The 18,839-nt window shown below is 64.2% G+C and carries 18 protein-coding genes; 17 read left to right on the plus strand and 1 reads right to left on the minus strand.

Translation table 11 applies throughout. The features are described 5' to 3' along the window. Positions 1-88: 88 nt before the first annotated feature. The 16 genes from alr (at position 89) to NX780_RS11205 (ending at position 17,515) form a co-directional block, all read left to right on the plus strand. Entirely contained in the window at positions 89-1,195 is a 1,107-nt protein-coding gene (gene alr / locus NX780_RS11130; RefSeq protein ID WP_258827932.1) for an alanine racemase, read from the plus strand. Then, complete coding sequence (gene radA, locus NX780_RS11135) at positions 1,188-2,564, plus strand: DNA repair protein RadA (RefSeq protein ID WP_258827933.1); 1,377 nt, start codon at positions 1,188-1,190, stop codon at positions 2,562-2,564. Before alr ends, radA begins: the two co-directional genes overlap by 8 nt. 46 nt (positions 2,565-2,610) lie before the next feature. Beyond that, the gene (locus NX780_RS11140; RefSeq protein ID WP_258827934.1) at positions 2,611-2,931 is read left to right on the plus strand and encodes a PilZ domain-containing protein; all 321 of its coding nucleotides are present in this window, start codon (positions 2,611-2,613) and stop codon (positions 2,929-2,931) included. Positions 2,932-3,461: 530 nt separating this feature from the next. Continuing rightward, complete coding sequence (gene pstS / locus NX780_RS11145; protein WP_258827935.1) at positions 3,462-4,493, plus strand: phosphate ABC transporter substrate-binding protein PstS; 1,032 nt, start codon at positions 3,462-3,464, stop codon at positions 4,491-4,493. Positions 4,494-4,565: 72 nt separating this feature from the next. Further along, entirely contained in the window at positions 4,566-5,591 is a 1,026-nt protein-coding gene (pstC, locus tag NX780_RS11150; RefSeq protein ID WP_258827936.1) for a phosphate ABC transporter permease subunit PstC, read from the plus strand. Then, positions 5,591-6,448 carry a phosphate ABC transporter permease PstA gene (gene pstA, locus NX780_RS11155; RefSeq protein WP_258827937.1) on the plus strand — a complete coding sequence of 286 codons (858 nt, stop codon included), beginning with the start codon at positions 5,591-5,593 and terminating at the stop codon, positions 6,446-6,448. The genes pstC and pstA overlap by 1 nt, the downstream gene beginning before the upstream one ends. A 32-nt stretch (positions 6,449-6,480) precedes the next feature. Continuing rightward, on the plus strand, positions 6,481-7,275 hold the full coding sequence (gene pstB / locus NX780_RS11160) for a phosphate ABC transporter ATP-binding protein PstB (protein ID WP_258828032.1): 795 nt from the start codon (positions 6,481-6,483) through the stop codon (positions 7,273-7,275). 43 nt (positions 7,276-7,318) lie between these two features. Continuing rightward, positions 7,319-8,017: a phosphate signaling complex protein PhoU gene (phoU, locus tag NX780_RS11165; protein WP_258827938.1), complete on the plus strand. Its 699-nt coding sequence runs from the start codon at positions 7,319-7,321 to the stop codon at positions 8,015-8,017. Between the two features lie 2 nt (positions 8,018-8,019). Beyond that, on the plus strand, positions 8,020-8,706 hold the full coding sequence (locus NX780_RS11170) for a response regulator (protein ID WP_258827939.1): 687 nt from the start codon (positions 8,020-8,022) through the stop codon (positions 8,704-8,706). A 27-nt stretch (positions 8,707-8,733) separates the two neighbouring features. Further along, entirely contained in the window at positions 8,734-10,026 is a 1,293-nt protein-coding gene (gene phoR, locus NX780_RS11175) for a phosphate regulon sensor histidine kinase PhoR (RefSeq protein WP_258827940.1), read from the plus strand. Positions 10,027-10,406: 380 nt separating this feature from the next. Further along, positions 10,407-11,324: a patatin-like phospholipase family protein gene (locus NX780_RS11180; RefSeq protein WP_258827941.1), complete on the plus strand. Its 918-nt coding sequence runs from the start codon at positions 10,407-10,409 to the stop codon at positions 11,322-11,324. Positions 11,325-11,335: 11 nt separating this feature from the next. Then, complete coding sequence (locus NX780_RS11185) at positions 11,336-11,746, plus strand: GlcG/HbpS family heme-binding protein (RefSeq protein WP_258827942.1); 411 nt, start codon at positions 11,336-11,338, stop codon at positions 11,744-11,746. Between the two features lie 320 nt (positions 11,747-12,066). Beyond that, positions 12,067-13,230, plus strand: a complete 1,164-nt coding sequence (gene carA, locus NX780_RS11190) for a glutamine-hydrolyzing carbamoyl-phosphate synthase small subunit (protein ID WP_258827943.1) — start codon at positions 12,067-12,069, stop codon at positions 13,228-13,230. Position 13,231: 1 nt separating this feature from the next. Beyond that, positions 13,232-16,462, plus strand: coding sequence for a carbamoyl-phosphate synthase large subunit (gene carB / locus NX780_RS11195; RefSeq protein ID WP_258827944.1), 3,231 nt, complete (start codon positions 13,232-13,234; stop codon positions 16,460-16,462). Between the two features lie 103 nt (positions 16,463-16,565). Continuing rightward, a complete protein-coding gene (gene greA, locus NX780_RS11200; protein ID WP_258827945.1) occupies positions 16,566-17,045 on the plus strand; it encodes a transcription elongation factor GreA in 480 nt (159 codons plus the stop codon). Further along, positions 17,045-17,515, plus strand: coding sequence for a DUF4149 domain-containing protein (locus tag NX780_RS11205; RefSeq protein ID WP_258827946.1), 471 nt, complete (start codon positions 17,045-17,047; stop codon positions 17,513-17,515). The genes greA and NX780_RS11205 overlap by 1 nt, the downstream gene beginning before the upstream one ends. 158 nt (positions 17,516-17,673) lie before the next feature. On the opposite strand, the gene yhbY is transcribed toward NX780_RS11205, so the two are convergent. Beyond that, positions 17,674-18,144, minus strand: a complete 471-nt coding sequence (gene yhbY / locus NX780_RS11210) for a ribosome assembly RNA-binding protein YhbY (protein ID WP_258827947.1) — start codon at positions 18,142-18,144, stop codon at positions 17,674-17,676. Between the two features lie 43 nt (positions 18,145-18,187). Between yhbY and NX780_RS11215 the strand changes: the two genes are divergently transcribed. Next, the gene (locus NX780_RS11215; RefSeq protein ID WP_258827948.1) at positions 18,188-18,835 is read left to right on the plus strand and encodes an RlmE family RNA methyltransferase; all 648 of its coding nucleotides are present in this window, start codon (positions 18,188-18,190) and stop codon (positions 18,833-18,835) included. The last annotated feature ends 4 nt before the right edge of the window (positions 18,836-18,839 follow it).

Here is an 18,839-nt window from a genome sequence, read left to right on the forward strand (position 1 = left end):
TGTCAGCAGCAGGCTCTTCGCCTCTCCGGTAGAATGGAGGGCTTCCCAGTCAACCATCCGGGCCGCCCCAAAACGGCCGGTTTCGACGATGCCCCGCCCGATTTTCGCCACCATCCACCTCGACTCCATGCAGTACAACCTGGCCCAGGCGCGCAGCTACGCGCCGATGTCCAGGGTCTGGGCCGTGGTCAAGGCCAATGCCTACGGCCATGGCCTGGAGCGGGCCATGCGCGGCTTCGCGACGGCCGACGGCCTGGCCCTGGTCGAGACCGAAGGCGCCCTGCAGCTGCGCACCAGCGGCTGGATCAAGCCGATCCTGCTGCTGGAGGGCTTCTTCGATGCCTCCGACATCCCCCTGCTGGCCGAACACAATATCAATAGCGCGGTCCACAATATCGAGCAGGTCAAGATGCTGGAATATACCCAGCTCTACCGTCCGATCGACGTGCACCTGAAAATGAATACCGGGATGAACCGCCTCGGCTTTCGTCCGGACGAGTATGCGGCGGCGTACAAACGCCTGCGCGCGATCCCGGGCGTGCGCAATATCACCCACATGACCCACTTCGCCAATGCGGACGAACTGGAGCACCCGCGCCTGACCATCGCCGAGCAGGTGCGGCGCTTCCGCTTCGGCGCCGGCGAGCTGCCGGGCGAGCGCAGCCTGTCGAACTCCGGCGGGGTGCTGCACCAGCCGGACCTGGGCGATGCGCTGTCGAACGACTGGGTCCGCCCCGGCATCATGCTCTACGGCGGCACGCCGGGCGGACGCGCGGCGGCGGACTACGGCCTGCGCCCGACCATGACGCTGCGCTCGGAGGTCATCGGCATCCAGGAACTGCAGGCGGGCGACACCGTCGGCTACGGCAGCCGCTTCGTGGCGGACGGTCCCATGACGGTGGGCGTGGTGGCCTGCGGCTATGCCGACGGCTACCCGCGCCACGCGCCGCACGGCACGCCAGTGATCGTCGACGGCGTGCGCACGACGCTCGTGGGCCGGGTCTCGATGGACATGATGACGGTCGACCTGACGCCGGTCCGCAATCCGCGCATCGGCAGCAAGGTGCTGCTGTGGGGCGACGGCCTGCCGATCGACGAGGTGGCCTCCAGCGCCGGCACGATCGGCTACGAATTGATGTGCGCACTCGCCGGGCGGGTGCGCGTTACCGAAGGAAGAATGGGAACAGATGGCTAAATCAAGAACCGCCTATACCTGCAGCGAGTGCGGCGCGACCTCCGCGCGCTGGTCCGGCCAGTGCCCGGACTGCAAGGCCTGGAATACGATGGTGGAAACCGTCGTCGAGCCGCAGGGCGTGAACCGCATGTCGCAGACGGCGCACAAGGCGCTGGCGCAGACCGCGCCGGTGCTGTCCCTGAAGGACATCGAGGCGCTCGACGTGCCGCGCTTCGGCACCGGCATCGAGGAATTCGACCGCGTGCTGGGCGGCGGCCTGGTCGCGGGCGGCGTGGTGCTGATCGGCGGCGACCCCGGCATCGGCAAGTCGACCCTGCTGCTGCAGGCACTCAGCAACCTGGCCGCCACCCGCAACACCCTGTATGTCAGCGGCGAGGAATCCGGCGCCCAGATCGCGCTGCGCGCGCGCCGCCTGTCGGTCGACTCGGCCGAGCTGAAACTCCAGGCCGAGATCCAGCTCGAGAAAATCCTCGGCACGCTGGCGGACCTGAAACCCGAAGTGGCGGTGATCGACTCGATCCAGACCCTGTATTCGGACGCGCTGACCTCGGCCCCGGGCTCGGTGGCCCAGGTGCGCGAATGCGCGGCCCAGCTCACCCGCGTGGCGAAGCAGACCGGCGTCACCATCATCCTGGTCGGCCACGTCACGAAAGAGGGCGCCCTGGCCGGCCCGCGCGTGCTCGAGCACATCGTCGACACCGTGCTGTATTTCGAAGGCGATACGCAGTCGAGCTTCCGCCTGGTGCGGGCGATCAAGAACCGCTTCGGCGCCGTCAACGAACTGGGCGTGTTCGCCATGACGGAGAAGGGCCTGAAGGGCGTGTCGAATCCCTCGGCCCTGTTCCTGTCCCAACACGACAGCCAGGTGCCGGGTTCCTGCGTGATGGTGACGCAGGAGGGCACGCGCCCGCTGCTGGTCGAGATCCAGGCCCTGGTCGACGCCAGCCACCTGCCGAACGCGCGCCGCCTGTCTGTCGGCCTGGAACAGAACCGCCTGGCCATGCTGCTGGCGGTCCTGCACCGCCACGCCGGCATCGCCGCTTTCGACCAGGACGTGTTCATCAACGCGGTGGGCGGGGTCAAGATCACCGAGCCGGCGGCCGACCTTGCCGTCCTGCTGGCGATCAACTCCTCGATGCGCAACAAGCCGCTGCCGCGGGGACTTGTGGTGTTCGGCGAAGTCGGGCTGGCGGGCGAGATCCGTCCGGCGCCGCGGGGCCAGGAGCGCCTGCGCGAGGCGGCCAAGCTCGGCTTCTCGATCGCCGTGATCCCGAAGGGGAATGCGCCGAAACAGAAAATCGAGGGCATGACCATTATCTCGGTGGAGCGCATCGACCAGGCCTTCACCAAGCTGCGCGAACTCGACTGAGCTTTTATAATGCAGCCTCGATCCATTTTCACTCGTCAAGCTTAACGTGTTTACAGAACAAAGGAAAACCGAACGCAAGGTATTGCGCACGCGGGCGAAAGTCGCCATGGAAGGCGAGGCCCCCGTCACCGGGCGCACCAGCGACATCGGCGCCAACGGCGTCAGCATCAACCTGCCGGACCCCCTGCTGGTCGGCCAGGCCGGCGTCGTCGCCTTCGAACTGCTGGTCGACGGCAAGGCGGTCCCCATCAGCGCCCGCGCCAAGGCCCTGTACTGCATCTTCAGCGGTGGCGAATTCAAGGTGGGATTCCAGTTCCTGAACCTGGAACTGAATGCGATGACGGCGATCGCGCGCTACCTGCGCTGAGGAGTCACCATCCGCGCGCTCCGCGCGTGCGCTGTTACAAAAGCAAAGCGGCGAGCGCCCTCTGGGCCTCGCCGCTTTGTCGCTTTATGACATGGCCCGGACAAGCGGGCCGGCACTATTCGTGATAGTGATCGTGCCAGGTTTCCGAGCCGCTGCGAGTCTCTTGGTAGATCTCGTAAGCAACCAGCCCGGCCAGGCCTGCAAGTATGCCAAACACTGCAATATCGAACATAAACATCAACGCCTTTCAGCATCCCCTCCCTATGAAGAACACGCTTTCAGCTTAGCAGAGCGCGGCGTATTTACAAGGCCGCCGGAAGGCCGTTCCGTGAATATTTTTGCATCACCCGAGCCCGCCACCGCCGGGCTCCGCGGGCGTGATACAACCGTGTGCGTCCGCCCGGGAAAGCGGCGCATGATGGCGGCGCTCCGCCGAATTATTACATCTGTCATCAACTTGTCATATTCGGCCAGTAGACTTCGCAGCGTCAATGAACCGGGACCCGTCCCAGCCTCCGAAAGGATCCATCATGCGCATGAAGCACCTGTTCGCCTCCCTCGCCATCGCCGCCATCGCAGCCGGCGCCCAGGCCGCCGACATCACCGGCGCCGGCGCAACCTTCCCCTATCCGATCTACGCCAAGTGGGCGGAGATGTACAAGAAAAGCTCGGGCAACGGCCTGAACTACCAATCGGTGGGTTCCGGCGCCGGCATCAAGCAGATCAAGGCCAGGACCGTCGACTTCGGCGCCTCGGACATGCCGCTGCCGGCGGCCGAGCTGAACGCATCGGGCCTGTTCCAGTTCCCGGCCATCATGGGCGGCGTGGTGCCGGTCGTGAACGTGCCCGGTCTCGCCGCGGGCCAGCTGAAGCTCACCGGCGCCGTCCTGGCCGACATCTACCTGGGCAAGATCACCAAGTGGAACGCGCCGCAGATCGCCGCCCTGAACCCGGGCGTCAAGCTCCCGGCGGACGACATCACCGTGGTGCGCCGCGCCGACAGCTCGGGTACCTCCTTCCTGTGGACCGACTACCTGTCGCAAGTCAGCCCCGAGTTCAAGAGCAGGATCGGCGCCGGCACCACCGTCAAGTGGGCGGTCGGCGTGGGCGGCAAGGGCAACGAGGGCGTGGCCGCCAACGTGCAGCGCATCAAGGGCTCGATCGGCTACGTCGAGTGGGCCTACGCCAAGCGCAACAAGATGCAGCACACCCAGCTGCAGAACAGGGACGGCGCCTTCCTGCAGCCGGACGACGAGGCCTTCAAGGCGGCAGCCGCCGGCGCCAACTGGACCGGCACCCCGGGCTACGCCGTGGTGCTGACCAACCAGCCTGGCAAGGCCAGCTGGCCGATCACCGGCGTGTCCTACATCCTGGTGCACAAGAGCCAGGCTGACGGCAACCGCGGCAAGGAAGTCCTGAAGTTCTTCGACTGGGCCTACAAGAACGGCGATGCCGCCGCGGTCGAGCTGGACTACGTGCCGATGCCGGACAGCGTGACCAAGCTGGTGCAGGACGCCTGGCGCGCCAATGTGAAAGACGCTTCGGGCAAGGCGGTCTGGTAATTCAACTTGAACAGGGCTGCCGGGTGACACCTTGCGGCCCTTCCGTTTGCCTAGAAGATTGACAAAAAAGCCATGAGCGTACAACCCTCCGTCGCGCTGGACGACCTGACCGGCCAGGCCGCGTCCGAATCCGAAGCCCGCCAGGCCGCGGCCCTGCGCAACACCATGCGCAAGCAGCGCATCCAGGACTTCTTCTTCCACAAGCTCACGCTGCTGTTCGCGGCCTCGGTGCTGCTGGTGCTGGTCGGGATCATCGTGTCCCTCGCGCTCGGCGCGGCGCCGGCCCTGAAGGAATTCGGCGCCGCCTTCATCACCCGCGTGGAGTGGGACCCGGTGGGCGACCAGTTCGGCGCCATGATCGCGATCTGGGGCACGCTCGCCACCTCGATCATCGCGCTCGCCGTGGCCTTCCCGATCAGCTTCGGCATCGCCCTGTTCCTGACCGAGATCTGCCCGGCCTGGCTGCGCCGCCCGCTGGGCACCGCGGTCGAGCTGCTCGCGGGCGTGCCCTCGATCATCTACGGCATGTGGGGCTTCTTCGTGTTCGCGCCGCTGTTCGCCGACCACGTGCAGCCGCTGCTGAAGAACACCATCGGCCAGCTGCCGGTGATCGGCCAGCTGTTCCAGGGCCCGGTCATGGGCATCGGCATCCTGACCGCCGGCCTGATCCTGGCGATCATGATCATCCCCTTCATCGCCTCGGTGATGCGCGACGTGTTCGAGATCGTCCCGACCGTCCTCAAGGAATCCGCGTATGGCCTTGGCTGCACCAAGTGGGAAGTGGTGCGCAAGGTGGTGCTGCCTTACACCCGCAACGGCGTGGTCGGCGGCGTGATGCTGGGCCTGGGCCGCGCGCTGGGCGAGACCATGGCCGTCACCTTCGTCATCGGCAACGCCCACGACCTGTCCTGGTCGCTGTTCTCGGCGGGTAACTCGATTTCCTCGACCCTGGCCAATGAATTCAACGAAGCGACGTCGGCGATGCACCTGTCCTCGCTGTACGCACTGGGCCTGATCCTGTTCGCCATCACCTTTATCGTGCTGTCGGCCGCCAAGCTGATGTTGATCGGCATGTCCCGCAAAGAAGGAACGAAATAATGCACGCAGCAGCGAAAAACCCCGTCTACCGCAAGCGCCTGCTGGCGCACCGCGTCGGCATCTTCCTCTCTGTCTGCGCCATGGGCGTCGGCCTCGCGGTCCTGTTGTGGATCCTGGCGACCCTGGTGAAGGAAGGCTTCAGCGGCCTGTCGATGACCCTGTTCACCATGGACACGCCGGCCCCCGGCAGCCCGGGCGGCCTGCGCAACGCCATCGTCGGCAGCCTGATGATGGTCGGCCTGTCGACCCTGGTGAGCACCCCGATCGGCATCCTGGCCGGCATTTACCTGGCCGAATACGGCGAGAACAACAAGTTCGCCCAGGTGACGCGATTTGTCACCGACATCATGCTGTCGGCCCCTTCGATCGTGATCGGCGTCTTCGTCTACGCCCTCTACGTCTCGAAGGTCGGCAACTTCGCCGGCTATGCGGGCTCGATCGCGCTGTCCCTGATCTCGATCCCGGTCGTGGTGCGCACCACCGACAATATGCTGCGCCTGGTGCCGAACAGCCTGCTGGAAGCGGCCTACGCCCTTGGCGCCCCGCACTGGAAGGTGGCGATGACGGTGCGCCTGCGGGCAGTCAAGGCCGGCGTGATCACCGGTGTGCTGCTGGCCGTGGCTAGAGTCTCGGGTGAAACCGCGCCGCTGCTGTTCACCGCCCTGAACAACCAGTTCTTCAGCACCGACATGAATGCGCCGATGGCCAACCTGCCGGTGGTGATCTACACCTACGCAATGAGCCCCTACGACGACTGGCGTTCGCTGGCCTGGGGCGGCGCACTGCTGGTGACCTTCACCGTGCTGGCCCTGAACATCCTGTCGCGCACCCTGTTCACGCAGAAGACCCCGCGCTGATCGATAACGACCTCATTGGAATAAACAACGTGATGACCCAAGCCAAACCCGCACCGGCGCCGACCGCTGCCAAAGCCAAGACGATCGAGATCGAGGGCCTGAATTTCTTCTACGGGAAGACCCAGAGCCTGAAGAACGTCTCGCTCGACATCCACGACAAGCAGGTGACGGCCTTCATCGGCCCCTCGGGCTGCGGCAAGTCGACCCTGCTGCGCACCCTGAACCGCATGTATGACCTGTACCCGGGCCAGCGCGCGGAAGGGTCGATCATGTACCGGGGCCGTAACATCCTGGAGCCGGGCGTGGACGTGAACATGCTGCGTGCGAAGGTCGGCATGGTGTTCCAGAAGCCGACCCCGTTCCCGATGTCCATCTACGACAACATCGCCTTCGGCGTGCGCCTCTACGAGAACCTGTCGAAGGGCGAGATGGACGAGCGCGTGGAGTGGGCGCTGAAGAAGGCGGCCCTGTGGGAAGAGGCCAAGGACAAGCTGAATAAAAGCGGCCTGTCGCTGTCGGGCGGCCAGCAGCAGCGCCTGTGCATCGCACGCGGCGTGGCGGTGAAGCCGGACGTCCTGCTGCTCGATGAACCGACTTCCGCGCTCGACCCGATCTCGACGGCCAAGATCGAAGAGCTGATCAGCGAGCTAAAACAGGACTACACGATCACCATCGTGACCCACAATATGCAGCAGGCAGCCCGCTGTTCCGACTACACCGCGTATATGTACCTGGGCGAACTCGTCGAGTTCGGCGAGACCGACCAGATCTTCATGAACCCGGCGCGTAAAGAGACGCAGGACTACATCACCGGCCGCTTCGGCTGATCGGTAATCGGTAAAATAGCGACACAAGAACACGGAGAAGAATATGACGGGCGAGCATTCATCCAAACAGTACGACCACGAGCTGGAAGCGATCCGCTCGAAGGTGCTGCTCATGGGCGGCATGGTGGAAACCGCATTCGACGAGGCGCTCGAAGCTTTCCGCGTTGGCGACGCCGCGCGCGCCGAGCGCGTGATCCTTGACGACCAGGCCGTCAACCAGCTGGAAGTGCAGCTCGACGACGCCTGCAGCCACCTGATCGTGCGCCGCCAGCCGACCGCGAACGACCTGCGCACCGTGATGGCGACCATCAAGGTCATCACCGACCTGGAACGCATCGGCGACGAGGCCTCGAAGATCGCCCGCACCGCCAAGAGCCTGCACGAGCGCGGCGGCGTGTCCTTCGCCCACTACGACATGGTGCGCACCATCGCCAAGGGCACTTGCGACCTGCTGCACAACGCCCTGGACGCTTTTGCCCGCCTGGACGGCAAGCAGGCGCTGGAGCTGATCGCGGCCGACGAAGTCATCGACCACGAGTTCCGCACCATCCTGCGCAACCTGATCACCTTCATGATGGAAGACCCGCGCACGATCTCCTCGGCGCTGGACACCCTGTGGGTGGCCAAGGCCATCGAGCGTATCGGCGACCATGCGAAGAACATCGCCGAGTATGTGATCTACGTGGTCGAAGGCCGCGACATCCGCCACAGCAAACCTGTGGCCAGCGAGCCGGCAGTCTGACGATGGTCGACAGCACACGCGTTCTGGTCGTCGAAGACGAACCCGCCATCGTCGAACTGGTGAAGTACTCGCTGCGCGAGGCCGGCTGGGACATCCGCACCGCCGATACCGTCGCCGGCGCCTGGGACAGCATCACCCATGGCAAGCCCGACCTGGTCCTGCTTGACTGGATGCTCCCGGACCAGAGCGGCCTGCGCCTGCTCTCGCGCCTGCGCGGCGACCGCGATTTCCAGGACATCCCGGTCATCATGCTGACCGCGAAGAGCATGGAAGAAGACAAGATCGCGGGCCTGAACACGGGCGCCGACGACTACGTCACCAAGCCCTTCTCGCCGCGCGAGCTGCTGGCACGCTCGCGCGCGCTGCTGCGCCGCAAAAGCCCGCACCTGGCCGAGGCGCCGCTGCGCGCGGGAAGCGTGGTGCTGGACCCGAATAGCTGCACCGTCAGCGTCGAGAACCAGCAGATCGACATCGGCAATGCCGAGTACAAGCTGCTCAAGTTCCTGATGGCGCACCGCGAGCGCGTGTTCTCGCGCGCCCAGCTGCTCGACAAGGTATGGGGCGACCACGCCGTGATCGAGGAGCGCACGGTGGACGTGCACGTGCTGCGCCTGCGCAAGGCCCTGAAGAGCGCAGATGGCCTGATCCGCACCGTACGCAGCGTCGGCTACATGCTGTCCGAAAAATAGACGAGTGCGCGCGCCACGATGAGATCGATGAGTTCGAAGGTACTGTTCTGGGTGCCGGCCGTCCTGCGCCTGGCGCTGCTGTTCGTGGCGGCGGGCGTCGTCTGGTGGATGGGCGGACTGGTGGCGGGACTGGTGTTCGCACTGGGCGCGGTCGTCGTGGCCCTGTTCGTCCAGCTGCGCTACCTGCACGAGCTGGGCGAGTGGCTGGTCGACCCGCACTCGAGCCGCCTGCCGGACGGCTGGGGCGCATGGACCGACGTGTTCGCGCGCCTGTACAGGCTGCGGCGCGAGGACGAGCGCCACCAGGCCGAGATGGCCGAATGGCTGGCGCGCTTCCGCGAGGCGATGCAGCTGCTGCCGGAAGGCGTGGCCATCATGGACGACGTCCTGTTCCTGGAATGGTGCAACGAGGCGGCCGAGCGCCATCTCGGCCTGACCATGGCGCGTGACAAGGGCCTGCGCGTGACCAACCTGGTGCGCCATCCTGAATTCATCGACTACGTGATCCTGGGGCGCTACGAGCAGCCGCTGACGCTGTCCTTCCGTGGCCGCAAGCTCGAATGCCGCATCATCCCATTCGAGAACCGGCGCCAGATCCTGGTGACGCACGACGCCACCGATACCGAGCGCATCGAAGCCATGCGCCGCGACTTCATCGCCAACGCCTCGCACGAGCTGCGCACGCCGCTGACCGTGATCGTCGGCTTCCTCGAGATCGCGATGTCGGATCCCGGCCTGGACGTGGCCACCCGCACCGCCCACCTGGAACTGATGACGGAACAGGCACACCGCATGCAGCGCCTGATCGGCGACATGCTGACCCTGTCGCGCCTGGAGTCGGACGAGTTCCCGCTCAAGCGCGAGCGGGTCGATATGCGCGCGATGGTCGATTCGGTCGCGGCGGAAGCGCGCGCGCTGTCCGGCGGGCGCCACGAGATCGCGGTCGATGTCGACGGCCCCGACGTGATGGGCAGCCTGGAAGAGCTGCGCAGCGCCTTCGCCAACCTGGCCTCGAATGCGGTGCGCTATTCGCCGAACGGCGGCACGATCCGCCTGAAGTGGACGCGTGGGGCGAACGATCTGCGGTTCTCGGTGACGGATTGCGGGATCGGGATCGAACCGATCCACATTTCCAGGCTCACCGAGCGCTTCTACCGGGTCGACAAGAGTCGCTCGCGCGAGACGCAGGGTACCGGGCTGGGGCTGGCGATCGTCAAGCACGTGCTGATCCGGCATGGCGGGCGCTTGAGCATCAGTTCGGTGCCGGGGCAGGGGAGTACCTTTACCGCGTCGTTGCCGAATACCTCCTTGCCGGGCTGAAGCCCGTCCACATCCATAATGAGGGTCAGAGCATAATGAGGGTCAGAGTCAAATTATTGGGAAAGATTGTTAAATTTCCGAATAATTGAACTCTGACCCTCATTGCGTTTCGGTACCGTTACTCCTCGACAATTAGGGTCGGAGTCGAATTGCCGGCAACTTGAAAACCTTGCCCGGTAATTCGACTCTGACCCTAATGAGTTCTCGCAATTTGTAACTAACCAACGTGAGCGAACACAGTGCAAAAAAAGCGGCCGCCAAGGCCGGTGGGGAGCACATACGGTTCGGCTTTTCGAAGTGCGTCGGCCCGGGCCAGGCGTCCTGAGCGTTGGGGTAGAGAGTCGAGGTACAATCGTGCCTCGTTCTCATTTCCTCCGCATATGTTCTTTCGCCGTAGCTCCCTGATCGCCTGCGCCGCGCTGCTCCTGACTGCCTGCGGCAGCACCCCGACTCCACCCCCGGCCTCCCCGGTCGCCCAGCAAGTCACTCCCCCCGCTCCCCCGCGCAAAGTCCGTATCGGCCTGGCGCTGGGCGGCGGCGCCGCGCGTGGCTTCGCCCACATCGGCGTCATCAAGGCCCTCGAAGCCCAGGGCATCGTGCCCGAGATCGTGGTCGGCACCAGCGCCGGCTCGGTGGTCGGCGCCCTCTACGCTTCGGGCATGAACGGCTTTACCTTGCAGAAGACGGCCATGGGCATGGACGAGGCGACGATCTCGGACTGGGCGCTGCCGCTGTTCGGCAAGTCGACCGGCGTGCTGAAAGGGGAGGCGCTGCAGAACTACGTGAACAAGGCTGTGAACAACGTGCCGATGGAGCGCCTGAAGATCCGCTTCGGCGCCGTCGCCACCGACCTCAAGACCGGCAAGCCCATTCTTTTTAATAGGGGTAACACCGGCATGGCCGTGCGTGCCTCCTCGTCGGTGCCGAGCGTGTTCCAGCCGGTGAAGATTGGCGCGAACACCTATGTCGACGGCGGCCTGGTGGCTCCGGTGCCGGTCAAGTTCACCAAGGACATGGGTGCGGACTTCATTATCGCGGTGAATATTTCGAGCGCAACCGAAGGCGCAGCCACCGCCAGCTCGCTCGACGTCCTGATGCAGACCTTCAGCATCATGGGCCAGCGCCTGAACCATTTCGAGCTGAAGGAAGCCGACATCGTCATCACCCCGGCCCTCGGCAATATGGGCAGCGCCGACTTCACCAACCGTAACCTGGCCATCCTCGCCGGCGAGCAGGCGGCCGCGCAGGCCATGCCGCAGATCAAGGCCAAGCTCAAGGCCAAGCAGCAACCCCAATAACAGGACCCAATATGCAATCGAAACCTTACCTCACCCTCGAAGACATCAAGAAGATCGCCGCCGGCGCGGAAGCCGAAGCGCTGCGCAATCACTGGGCGGTGTCCTTCGCCATCGTCGACGACGGCGGCCACCTGCTGTGGTTCCAGCGCCTGGATGGCGCTGCGCCGACCTCGTCCTATATCGCACCGGCCAAGGCCAAGACCGCCGCGCTCGGCCGCCGCGAATCGAAGGTGTACGAGGACGTGATCAACAACGGCCGCGTGTCCTTCCTGTCCGCGCCGGAAATCGAGGGCATGCTGGAGGGCGGCGTGCCGGTGATCGTCGACGGCCACGTGATCGGCGCCGTCGGCGTGTCGGGCGTGAAGTCGAACGAGGATGCGCAGATCGCCAAGGCCGGCATCGCGGCCCTGATCCAGGGCTGAACGCGTAAGCGGCCTGTCACGGAAGGCGCCTGCGGGCGCCTTTTTTGTTTTTCGCGAAATCAGCAATAAAGGGCGAAGCGCACACGTTTCCGGTGTGAAAAGGCAGAAATTGCGCCGATTTTTTAAAATTGCTGCATTGCCGAATAGGGCCAATCCACGCTATAATTTGGAAGTTTAACCATTCACACATCAGCCGTAGCGCCTACCCACCATCCCTCATTCAACTAGATGTCCATCTCCCGGCAGGCAGCATACCGCCCGGGCATTTTGGATGTCGGTCTGACGTGGCGCAGCTACGGTAACTTTATTGGGAGTTACCCTTGCCGCCATTTTTTTCTGGCCCAGCCGTCCCGGCCATCCTGGCCCTCGCAGACGGAACGATTTTCAAAGGATATTCCATTGGCGCCGCCGGTCACACGACCGGTGAAGTGGTGTTCAACACCGCGATTACCGGCTACCAGGAAATCCTCACCGACCCCAGCTACTCGCGTCAGATCGTCACCCTGACGTACCCGCACATCGGCAACTACGGCGTCAACCCGGCCGACGTCGAGGCCTCCAAGGTCCACGCCGCCGGCCTGATCATCCGTGACCTGCCGCTGCTGGCATCGAATTTCCGTTCCACGCAATCGCTGTCGGACTACCTGAAGCAAGAAAATGTGGTGGCCATCGCCGGCATCGACACCCGCAAACTCACCCGCATCCTGCGCGAGAAGGGCGCCCAGGCCGGCGCCATCGTCACCGGCGTGCAGGGCAAGGAGCCTCAAGAAGCCCAGGCACTGGAGCTGGCCCGTTCCTTCCCGGGCCTGGCAGGCATGGACCTGGCCAAGGTCGTGTCGGTGAAAGAGCCGTATGTCTTCACCGAGACCGAGTGGAAGCTCGGCCAGGGCTTCGGAAAGCAGGAAAATCCCCAGTACCACGTGGTCGCCTTCGACTACGGCGTCAAGCGCAACATCCTGCGCATGCTGGCCGAGCGCGGCTGCAAGGTCACCGTGCTGCCGGCGGAAGCCACCGCGGAAGACGCGCTCAAGCTCAACCCGGACGGTATCTTCCTGGCCAACGGTCCCGGCGACCCGGAGCCCTGCGACTACGCCATCAAGGCCAGCCGCGAGCTGATCGAGAAGGGCATCCCGACCTTCGGCATCTGCCTGGGCCACCAGATCATGGCGCTGGCATCCGGGGCCAAGACCATGAAGATGAAGTTCGGCCACCACGGCGCCAACCATCCGGTGCAGGACCTCGATTCGAAGAAAGTCCTGATCACCTCGCAGAACCACGGTTTCGCGGTCGACCCGGAAACCCTGCCGGCCAACTGCCGCGTCACCCACGTCTCGCTGTTCGATGGCTCGCTGCAGGGCTTCGAGCGCACCGACAAACCCGCTTTCTGCTTCCAGGGCCACCCGGAAGCCTCGCCCGGCCCGACCGACGTCGCCTACCTGTTTGACCGCTTCATCAGCCTGATGCAAGCCGCGGAGAAGAACTAATATGCCAAAACGTAGTGATATCAAAAGCATCCTGATCATCGGCGCCGGTCCGATCGTCATCGGCCAGGCGGTCGAATTCGATTACTCGGGCGCCCAGGCCTGCAAGGCTCTGCGTGAAGAAGGCTACAAGGTCATCCTGGTCAATTCGAACCCGGCGACCATCATGACCGACCCGGAAACCGCGGACGTCACCTACATCGAGCCGATCACCTGGAAGGTCGTCGAGCGCATCATCGACAAGGAACGTCCTGACGCGATCCTGCCGACCATGGGCGGCCAGACCGCGCTGAACTGCGCGCTCGACCTGCACCGCAACGGCGTGCTGGACAAATACAAGGTCGAGCTGATCGGCGCGACCCCGGAAGCGATCGACAAGGCCGAAGACCGCGCCAAGTTCAAGGACGCGATGACCAAGATCGGCCTCGGTTCGGCGCGCTCGGGCGTGGCGCACTCAATGGAAGAGTCGTGGGCGGTGCAGCGCGAGCTGGGCTTCCCGACCATCATCCGTCCGTCCTTCACCATGGGCGGCAGCGGCGGCGGCATCGCCTACAACGAGGAAGAGTTCGAACAGATCTGCAAGCGCGGCCTGGAAGCCTCGCCGACCAACGAGCTGCTGATCGAAGAATCGCTGCTCGGCTGGAAAGAGTACGAGATGGAAGTTGTCCGCGACAAGAAGGACAACTGCATCATCATCTGCTCGATCGAAAACCTCGACCCGATGGGCGTGCACACCGGCGACTCGATCACCGTCGCGCCGGCGCAGACCCTGACGGACAAGGAATACCAGATCATGCGCAACGCGTCGATCAACGTGCTGCGCGAGATCGGCGTCGACACCGGCGGCTCGAACGTGCAGTTCGCGATCAATCCGAAGGACGGCCGCATGATCGTCATCGAGATGAACCCGCGCGTCTCGCGTTCCTCGGCGCTGGCCTCGAAGGCGACCGGCTTCCCGATCGCGAAAGTCGCGGCCAAGCTGGCCGTCGGCTTCACGCTCGACGAGCTGCGCAACGAGATCACCGGCGGCGCCACCCCGGCGTCCTTCGAACCGTCGATCGACTACGTCGTCACCAAGATCCCGCGCTTCACCTTCGAAAAATTCCCGGCCGCGGACAAGCACCTGACCACCCAGATGAAATCGGTGGGTGAAGTCATGGCCATGGGCCGCACCTTCCAGGAATCCTTCCAGAAGGCGCTACGCGGCCTGGAAGTCGGCGTCGACGGCCTGAACGAGAAGACCCGCGACCGCGAGAAGATCGAGGAAGAGCTGGGCGAGCCGGGCCCGGACCGCATCTGGTACGTGGGTGACGCCTTTGCCCAGGGCTTCACCCTGGAAGAGGTGCACAACCTCACCAAGATCGATCCGTGGTTCCTCATCCAGATCAAGGAAATCGTCGACATCGAGCTGTGGCTCGACCACCAGAAGCTCGACAGCCTGGACAAGCCGACCCTGTACAAGCTCAAGCAGAAGGGCTTCTCGGACCGCCGCCTGGCCTTCCTGATGCAGACCACCCCGCAGGCCGTGCGCGAACGCCGCCACGCCATGGGCATCCGCCCGGTGTACAAGCGCGTCGACACCTGCGCGGCCGAGTTCTCGACCAACACCGCCTACATGTACTCGACCTATGACGAGGAGTGCGAGTCCAACCCGACCGACAAGAAGAAGATCATGGTGCTGGGCGGTGGCCCGAACCGCATCGGCCAGGGCATCGAGTTCGACTACTGCTGCGTCCACGCGGCCCTCGCCATGCGCGAAGACGGCTTTGAAACCATCATGGTCAACTGCAACCCGGAGACCGTCTCCACCGACTACGACACCTCGGACCGCCTGTACTTCGAATCGCTGACCCTGGAAGACGTGCTGGAAATCGTCGACCTGGAAAAGCCTGTGGGCGTGATCGTTCAGTACGGCGGCCAGACGCCGCTGAAGCTGGCCCTCGACCTCGAAGCCAACGGCGTGCCCATCATCGGCACCTCGCCGGACATGATCGACGCGGCCGAAGACCGCGAACGCTTCCAGCAGCTGCTGCAGAAGCTCGGCCTGCGCCAGCCGCCGAACCGCACCGCGCGCACCGAAGCCGACGCCCTGGCGCTGGCCGACGAAATCGGTTACCCGCTGGTGGTGCGTCCGTCCTACGTGCTGGGCGGCCGCGCGATGGAAATCGTCCACGAGCAGCGCGACCTCGAGCGCTACATGCGCGAAGCGGTCAAGGTCTCGAACGATTCGCCGGTGCTGCTGGACCGCTTCCTGAACGACGCCATCGAAGTCGACGTCGACTGCATCTCGGACGGCGAAGCCACCTTCATCGGCGGCGTGATGGAACACATTGAACAGGCCGGCGTGCACTCGGGCGACTCGGCCTGCTCGCTGCCGCCGTACTCGCTGTCGGAAGAGACCATCGCTGAACTCAAGCACCAGACGTCCCTGATGGCCAAGGCCCTGAACGTGGTCGGCCTGATGAACGTGCAGTTCGCCATCCAGCAGTCGGAAGTCGACGGCAAGACGGTCGACACCGTGTTCGTACTGGAAGTGAACCCGCGTGCTTCGCGTACCGTGCCGTTCGTGTCGAAGGCGACGGGGCTGCAGCTTGCAAAAATAGCGGCGCGCTGCATGGTCGGCCAGACCCTGGCGCAGCAGGGCGTCACCAGGGAAGTGACGCCGCCGTTCTACAGCGTCAAGGAAGTCGTGTTCCCCTTCGTGAAGTTCCCGGGCGTCGACACCATCCTCGGACCGGAGATGAAGTCGACCGGCGAAGTCATGGGCGTGGGCGAGACCTTCGGCGAAGCCTTCGTCAAGTCGCAGCTGGCCGCGGGCATCAACCTGCCGGCCAAGGGCACCGTCTTCCTGTCGGTGAAGGGCACGGACAAGCCGCGCGCGGTCAACGTGGCGCGCGAACTCGTGTCGCTGGGCTTCTCGCTGGTGGCCACCAAGGGCACCGCGGCCGTCATCGAAGCGGCCGGCCTGCCGGTGCGCCAGGTGAACAAGGTGCTCGAAGGCCGTCCGCACGTGGTCGACATGATCAAGAACCGCGAGATCGTCATGGTGATCAACACCGTGGAAGAGAAGCGTTCGGCGATCAACGACTCGCGCACCATCCGTACCTCGGCCCTGCAGTCGCGCGTGGTCACCTACACGACCATCGCCGGCGCGGAAGCCGCGATCGAGGGCATGCGCCACCTGGACGAACTGCGCGTCTACGATTTACAAGGTCTGCATAAAACCTTAAACTAAGCAGCACGTAGTACCAAGAACCACAGAGCTCGCGCGGCATAAGCGTCGCGCGCCCTCTGTGGTTTTCACTTGGTACGTCCAATCACGAACAGCATAGAGCGACATGAACACTACCGTACCACTGACCAAATACGGCGCCGAACTCCTGAAGGAAGAGCTGCACCAGCTCAAGACCAAGGAGCGCCGTAATGTGATCGATGCGATCGCCGAAGCGCGTTCGCACGGCGACCTGTCCGAAAATGCCGAGTACGATGCGGCGAAAGAGCGCCAGGCCTTCATCGAAGGCCGCATCGCGGAACTCGAGGGCAAGCTGAGCGCCGCCCAGATCATCGACCCGGCCACGCTGGATGCGGAAGGCCGCGTCGTGTTCGCCTCGACCGTGGACCTGGAAGACCTGGAAAGCGGCCAGAAGGTCAGCTACCAGATCGTCGGCATCGACGAAGCCGACATCAAGCTGAACAAGGTCTCGGTCACCTCGCCGATCGCCCGCGCCCTGATCGGCAAGTACGCCGGCGACGTGGTCGAAGTGCAGGCCCCGTCGGGCCCGCGCGAATACGAAATCCTCGAAGTCCGCTACGTCTGATGGGCCAGGCGCTCCCGCCTTCCGCTTCCCGCATCGCCGGCGCGCGCCTGCTGGTGGCGGTGCTGTGGGCGGGCGCCCTGTGGGCGCTCGGCTATATCGCGGCGCCGGCGGTCTTTGCGGCGATGCCCAGCCTTGTCGCGGGAGACGTCGTGGCGCAGCTCCTGACGCGCCTGGGCTGGGTGTCGATCGCCTGCGCGGCGCTGATGCTGGTGCTGGTGCGCGTCTCGCCGGACCTGGCGCCGGGACGACAACGCTTCCTGAACCTGCTGGTGCTGGCCATGCTGGCCTGCGCGCTGGTGATGTGGGCGGGATTGCAGCCGGCCATGGCGCAGATGCGCGAGCTGGCCGGCCCGAACGGGGTGAGGGCGTCGCCATACTGGACGCAGTTCGCCGTCATGCATGGCGTGTCGCAGCTCTTCCACGTGATCGAGAGCGTGCTGGCGGCCATCCTGGTGCTCAAGAGCCGCTGATTGGTAGGGTGGGCGGTCCTCCGCCCACGCGTTCAACTCCGGCGAGCACGGACGAAACGATTGCCCGAGTACGCACCGGCCGCTTGAACGCGTGGGCGAGGGATCGCCCACCCTACGTACAACGACAGCGAAAAAAAACCGGGTGACCCCGGTTTTCATCACTTATTCAGTGCATTCTTCTTGGTCGAAGCCTGGCGCGGCTTGGCGCGCTTGATGTTGCCGCCCGCGGTAACGCGTTCGTTCCCCTTCAGCATGACCTTGGTGACGCTCGGCTTCTTGGTGCCGCTGGCGCTGGCCTTGACAATGGTGACTTCGCGCATGCCCTTGCCGGCCTTGCTGCTGCGTTCCTTGACGGCTTCCTTTTTCGGACGGTAGAGCACCAGGAGCTTGCCGATGTGCTGGACCGGAGCCGCGTCGAGTTCGGCGCAGATCTGTTCGTACATGGCGATGCGGGCTTCGCGGTCGTCGCCGAACACGCGGACCTTGATCAGGCCATGGGCGTCGAGGCTGGAAGCGATTTCCTTCATGACCGATTCGGTCAGGCCCGATTCGCCGATCATGACGACCGGGTTGAGTCCGTGGGCTTCGGCACGCAGTGCGCTGCGCTCGGCCGGAGTGAGTTTAAGCATAATAATTTTTGGGATGTACCTTTAAAAGCAGTATTCTACGCGAATGGCCAAGAACAAATTAAACAAAAACTGGTTGCACGACCATATTAACGACCCTTACGTCAAACTGGCCCAGAAAGAGGGCTTCCGCGCCCGCGCCGCCTACAAGCTCAAGGAAATCGACGAAAGCGAGAAGCTGATCAAGCCGGGCCAGGTGATCGTCGACCTCGGCTGCACCCCGGGCAGCTGGGCCCAGTACACCCGCCGCAAGCTGGCCGGCGCCGACGGTGGCGGCATCCACGGCACCATCATCGGGCTCGACATGCTGCCGATGGAGCCGATTGCCGACGTCCAATACATCCAGGGCGACTTCCGCGAGGAAGAGGTGCTCGGCCAGCTCGACGAGCTGCTCCAGGGGCGCAAGGCCGATCTCGTGCTGTCCGATATGGCGCCCAACCTGTCCGGCATCCCGACCGCCGATGCAGCGCGGATGGAACACCTGATCGACCTGGCTATTGAGTTTTCGCAAAACCATATGAAGCCAAGTGGGGCATTGCTAGTGAAGTGTTTCAAGGACATGGGCTTCACCCAAATCCTGGAAAAATTCCGCGACGAATTCAAAACCGTCAAACAGGTCAAACCCAAGGCGAGCCGGGACAAATCGTCGGAAATTTTCCTGCTCGGACGCGGTCTGAAGAATCCGGCGGCCTGAATTC

It is taken from the genome of Massilia agri (genome assembly GCF_024753255.1).
GTDB classification, from domain to species: domain Bacteria; phylum Pseudomonadota; class Gammaproteobacteria; order Burkholderiales; family Burkholderiaceae_D; genus Telluria; species Telluria agri.

Excerpts from the sequence above, each read along its gene's own strand:
- pstB (WP_258828032.1), top strand. The coding sequence starts at position 6,481 with ATGACCCAAGCCAAACCCGCACCGGCGCCGACCGCTGCCAAAGCCAAG.
- pstC (WP_258827936.1), top strand. The coding sequence starts at position 4,566 with ATGAGCGTACAACCCTCCGTCGCGCTGGACGACCTGACCGGCCAGGCC.
- phoR (WP_258827940.1), top strand. The coding sequence starts at position 8,734 with ATGAGTTCGAAGGTACTGTTCTGGGTGCCGGCCGTCCTGCGCCTGGCG.
- pstS (WP_258827935.1), top strand. The coding sequence starts at position 3,462 with ATGCGCATGAAGCACCTGTTCGCCTCCCTCGCCATCGCCGCCATCGCA.
- NX780_RS11170 (WP_258827939.1), top strand. The coding sequence starts at position 8,020 with ATGGTCGACAGCACACGCGTTCTGGTCGTCGAAGACGAACCCGCCATC.
- carB (WP_258827944.1), top strand. The coding sequence starts at position 13,232 with ATGCCAAAACGTAGTGATATCAAAAGCATCCTGATCATCGGCGCCGGT.
- radA (WP_258827933.1), top strand. The coding sequence starts at position 1,188 with ATGGCTAAATCAAGAACCGCCTATACCTGCAGCGAGTGCGGCGCGACC.
- NX780_RS11205 (WP_258827946.1), top strand. The coding sequence starts at position 17,045 with ATGGGCCAGGCGCTCCCGCCTTCCGCTTCCCGCATCGCCGGCGCGCGC.
- NX780_RS11215 (WP_258827948.1), top strand. The coding sequence starts at position 18,188 with ATGGCCAAGAACAAATTAAACAAAAACTGGTTGCACGACCATATTAAC.
- NX780_RS11180 (WP_258827941.1), top strand. The coding sequence starts at position 10,407 with ATGTTCTTTCGCCGTAGCTCCCTGATCGCCTGCGCCGCGCTGCTCCTG.
- pstA (WP_258827937.1), top strand. The coding sequence starts at position 5,591 with ATGCACGCAGCAGCGAAAAACCCCGTCTACCGCAAGCGCCTGCTGGCG.
- yhbY (WP_258827947.1), bottom strand. The coding sequence starts at position 18,144 with ATGCTTAAACTCACTCCGGCCGAGCGCAGCGCACTGCGTGCCGAAGCC.
- phoU (WP_258827938.1), top strand. The coding sequence starts at position 7,319 with ATGACGGGCGAGCATTCATCCAAACAGTACGACCACGAGCTGGAAGCG.
- alr (WP_258827932.1), top strand. The coding sequence starts at position 89 with ATGCCCCGCCCGATTTTCGCCACCATCCACCTCGACTCCATGCAGTAC.
- greA (WP_258827945.1), top strand. The coding sequence starts at position 16,566 with ATGAACACTACCGTACCACTGACCAAATACGGCGCCGAACTCCTGAAG.
- NX780_RS11185 (WP_258827942.1), top strand. The coding sequence starts at position 11,336 with ATGCAATCGAAACCTTACCTCACCCTCGAAGACATCAAGAAGATCGCC.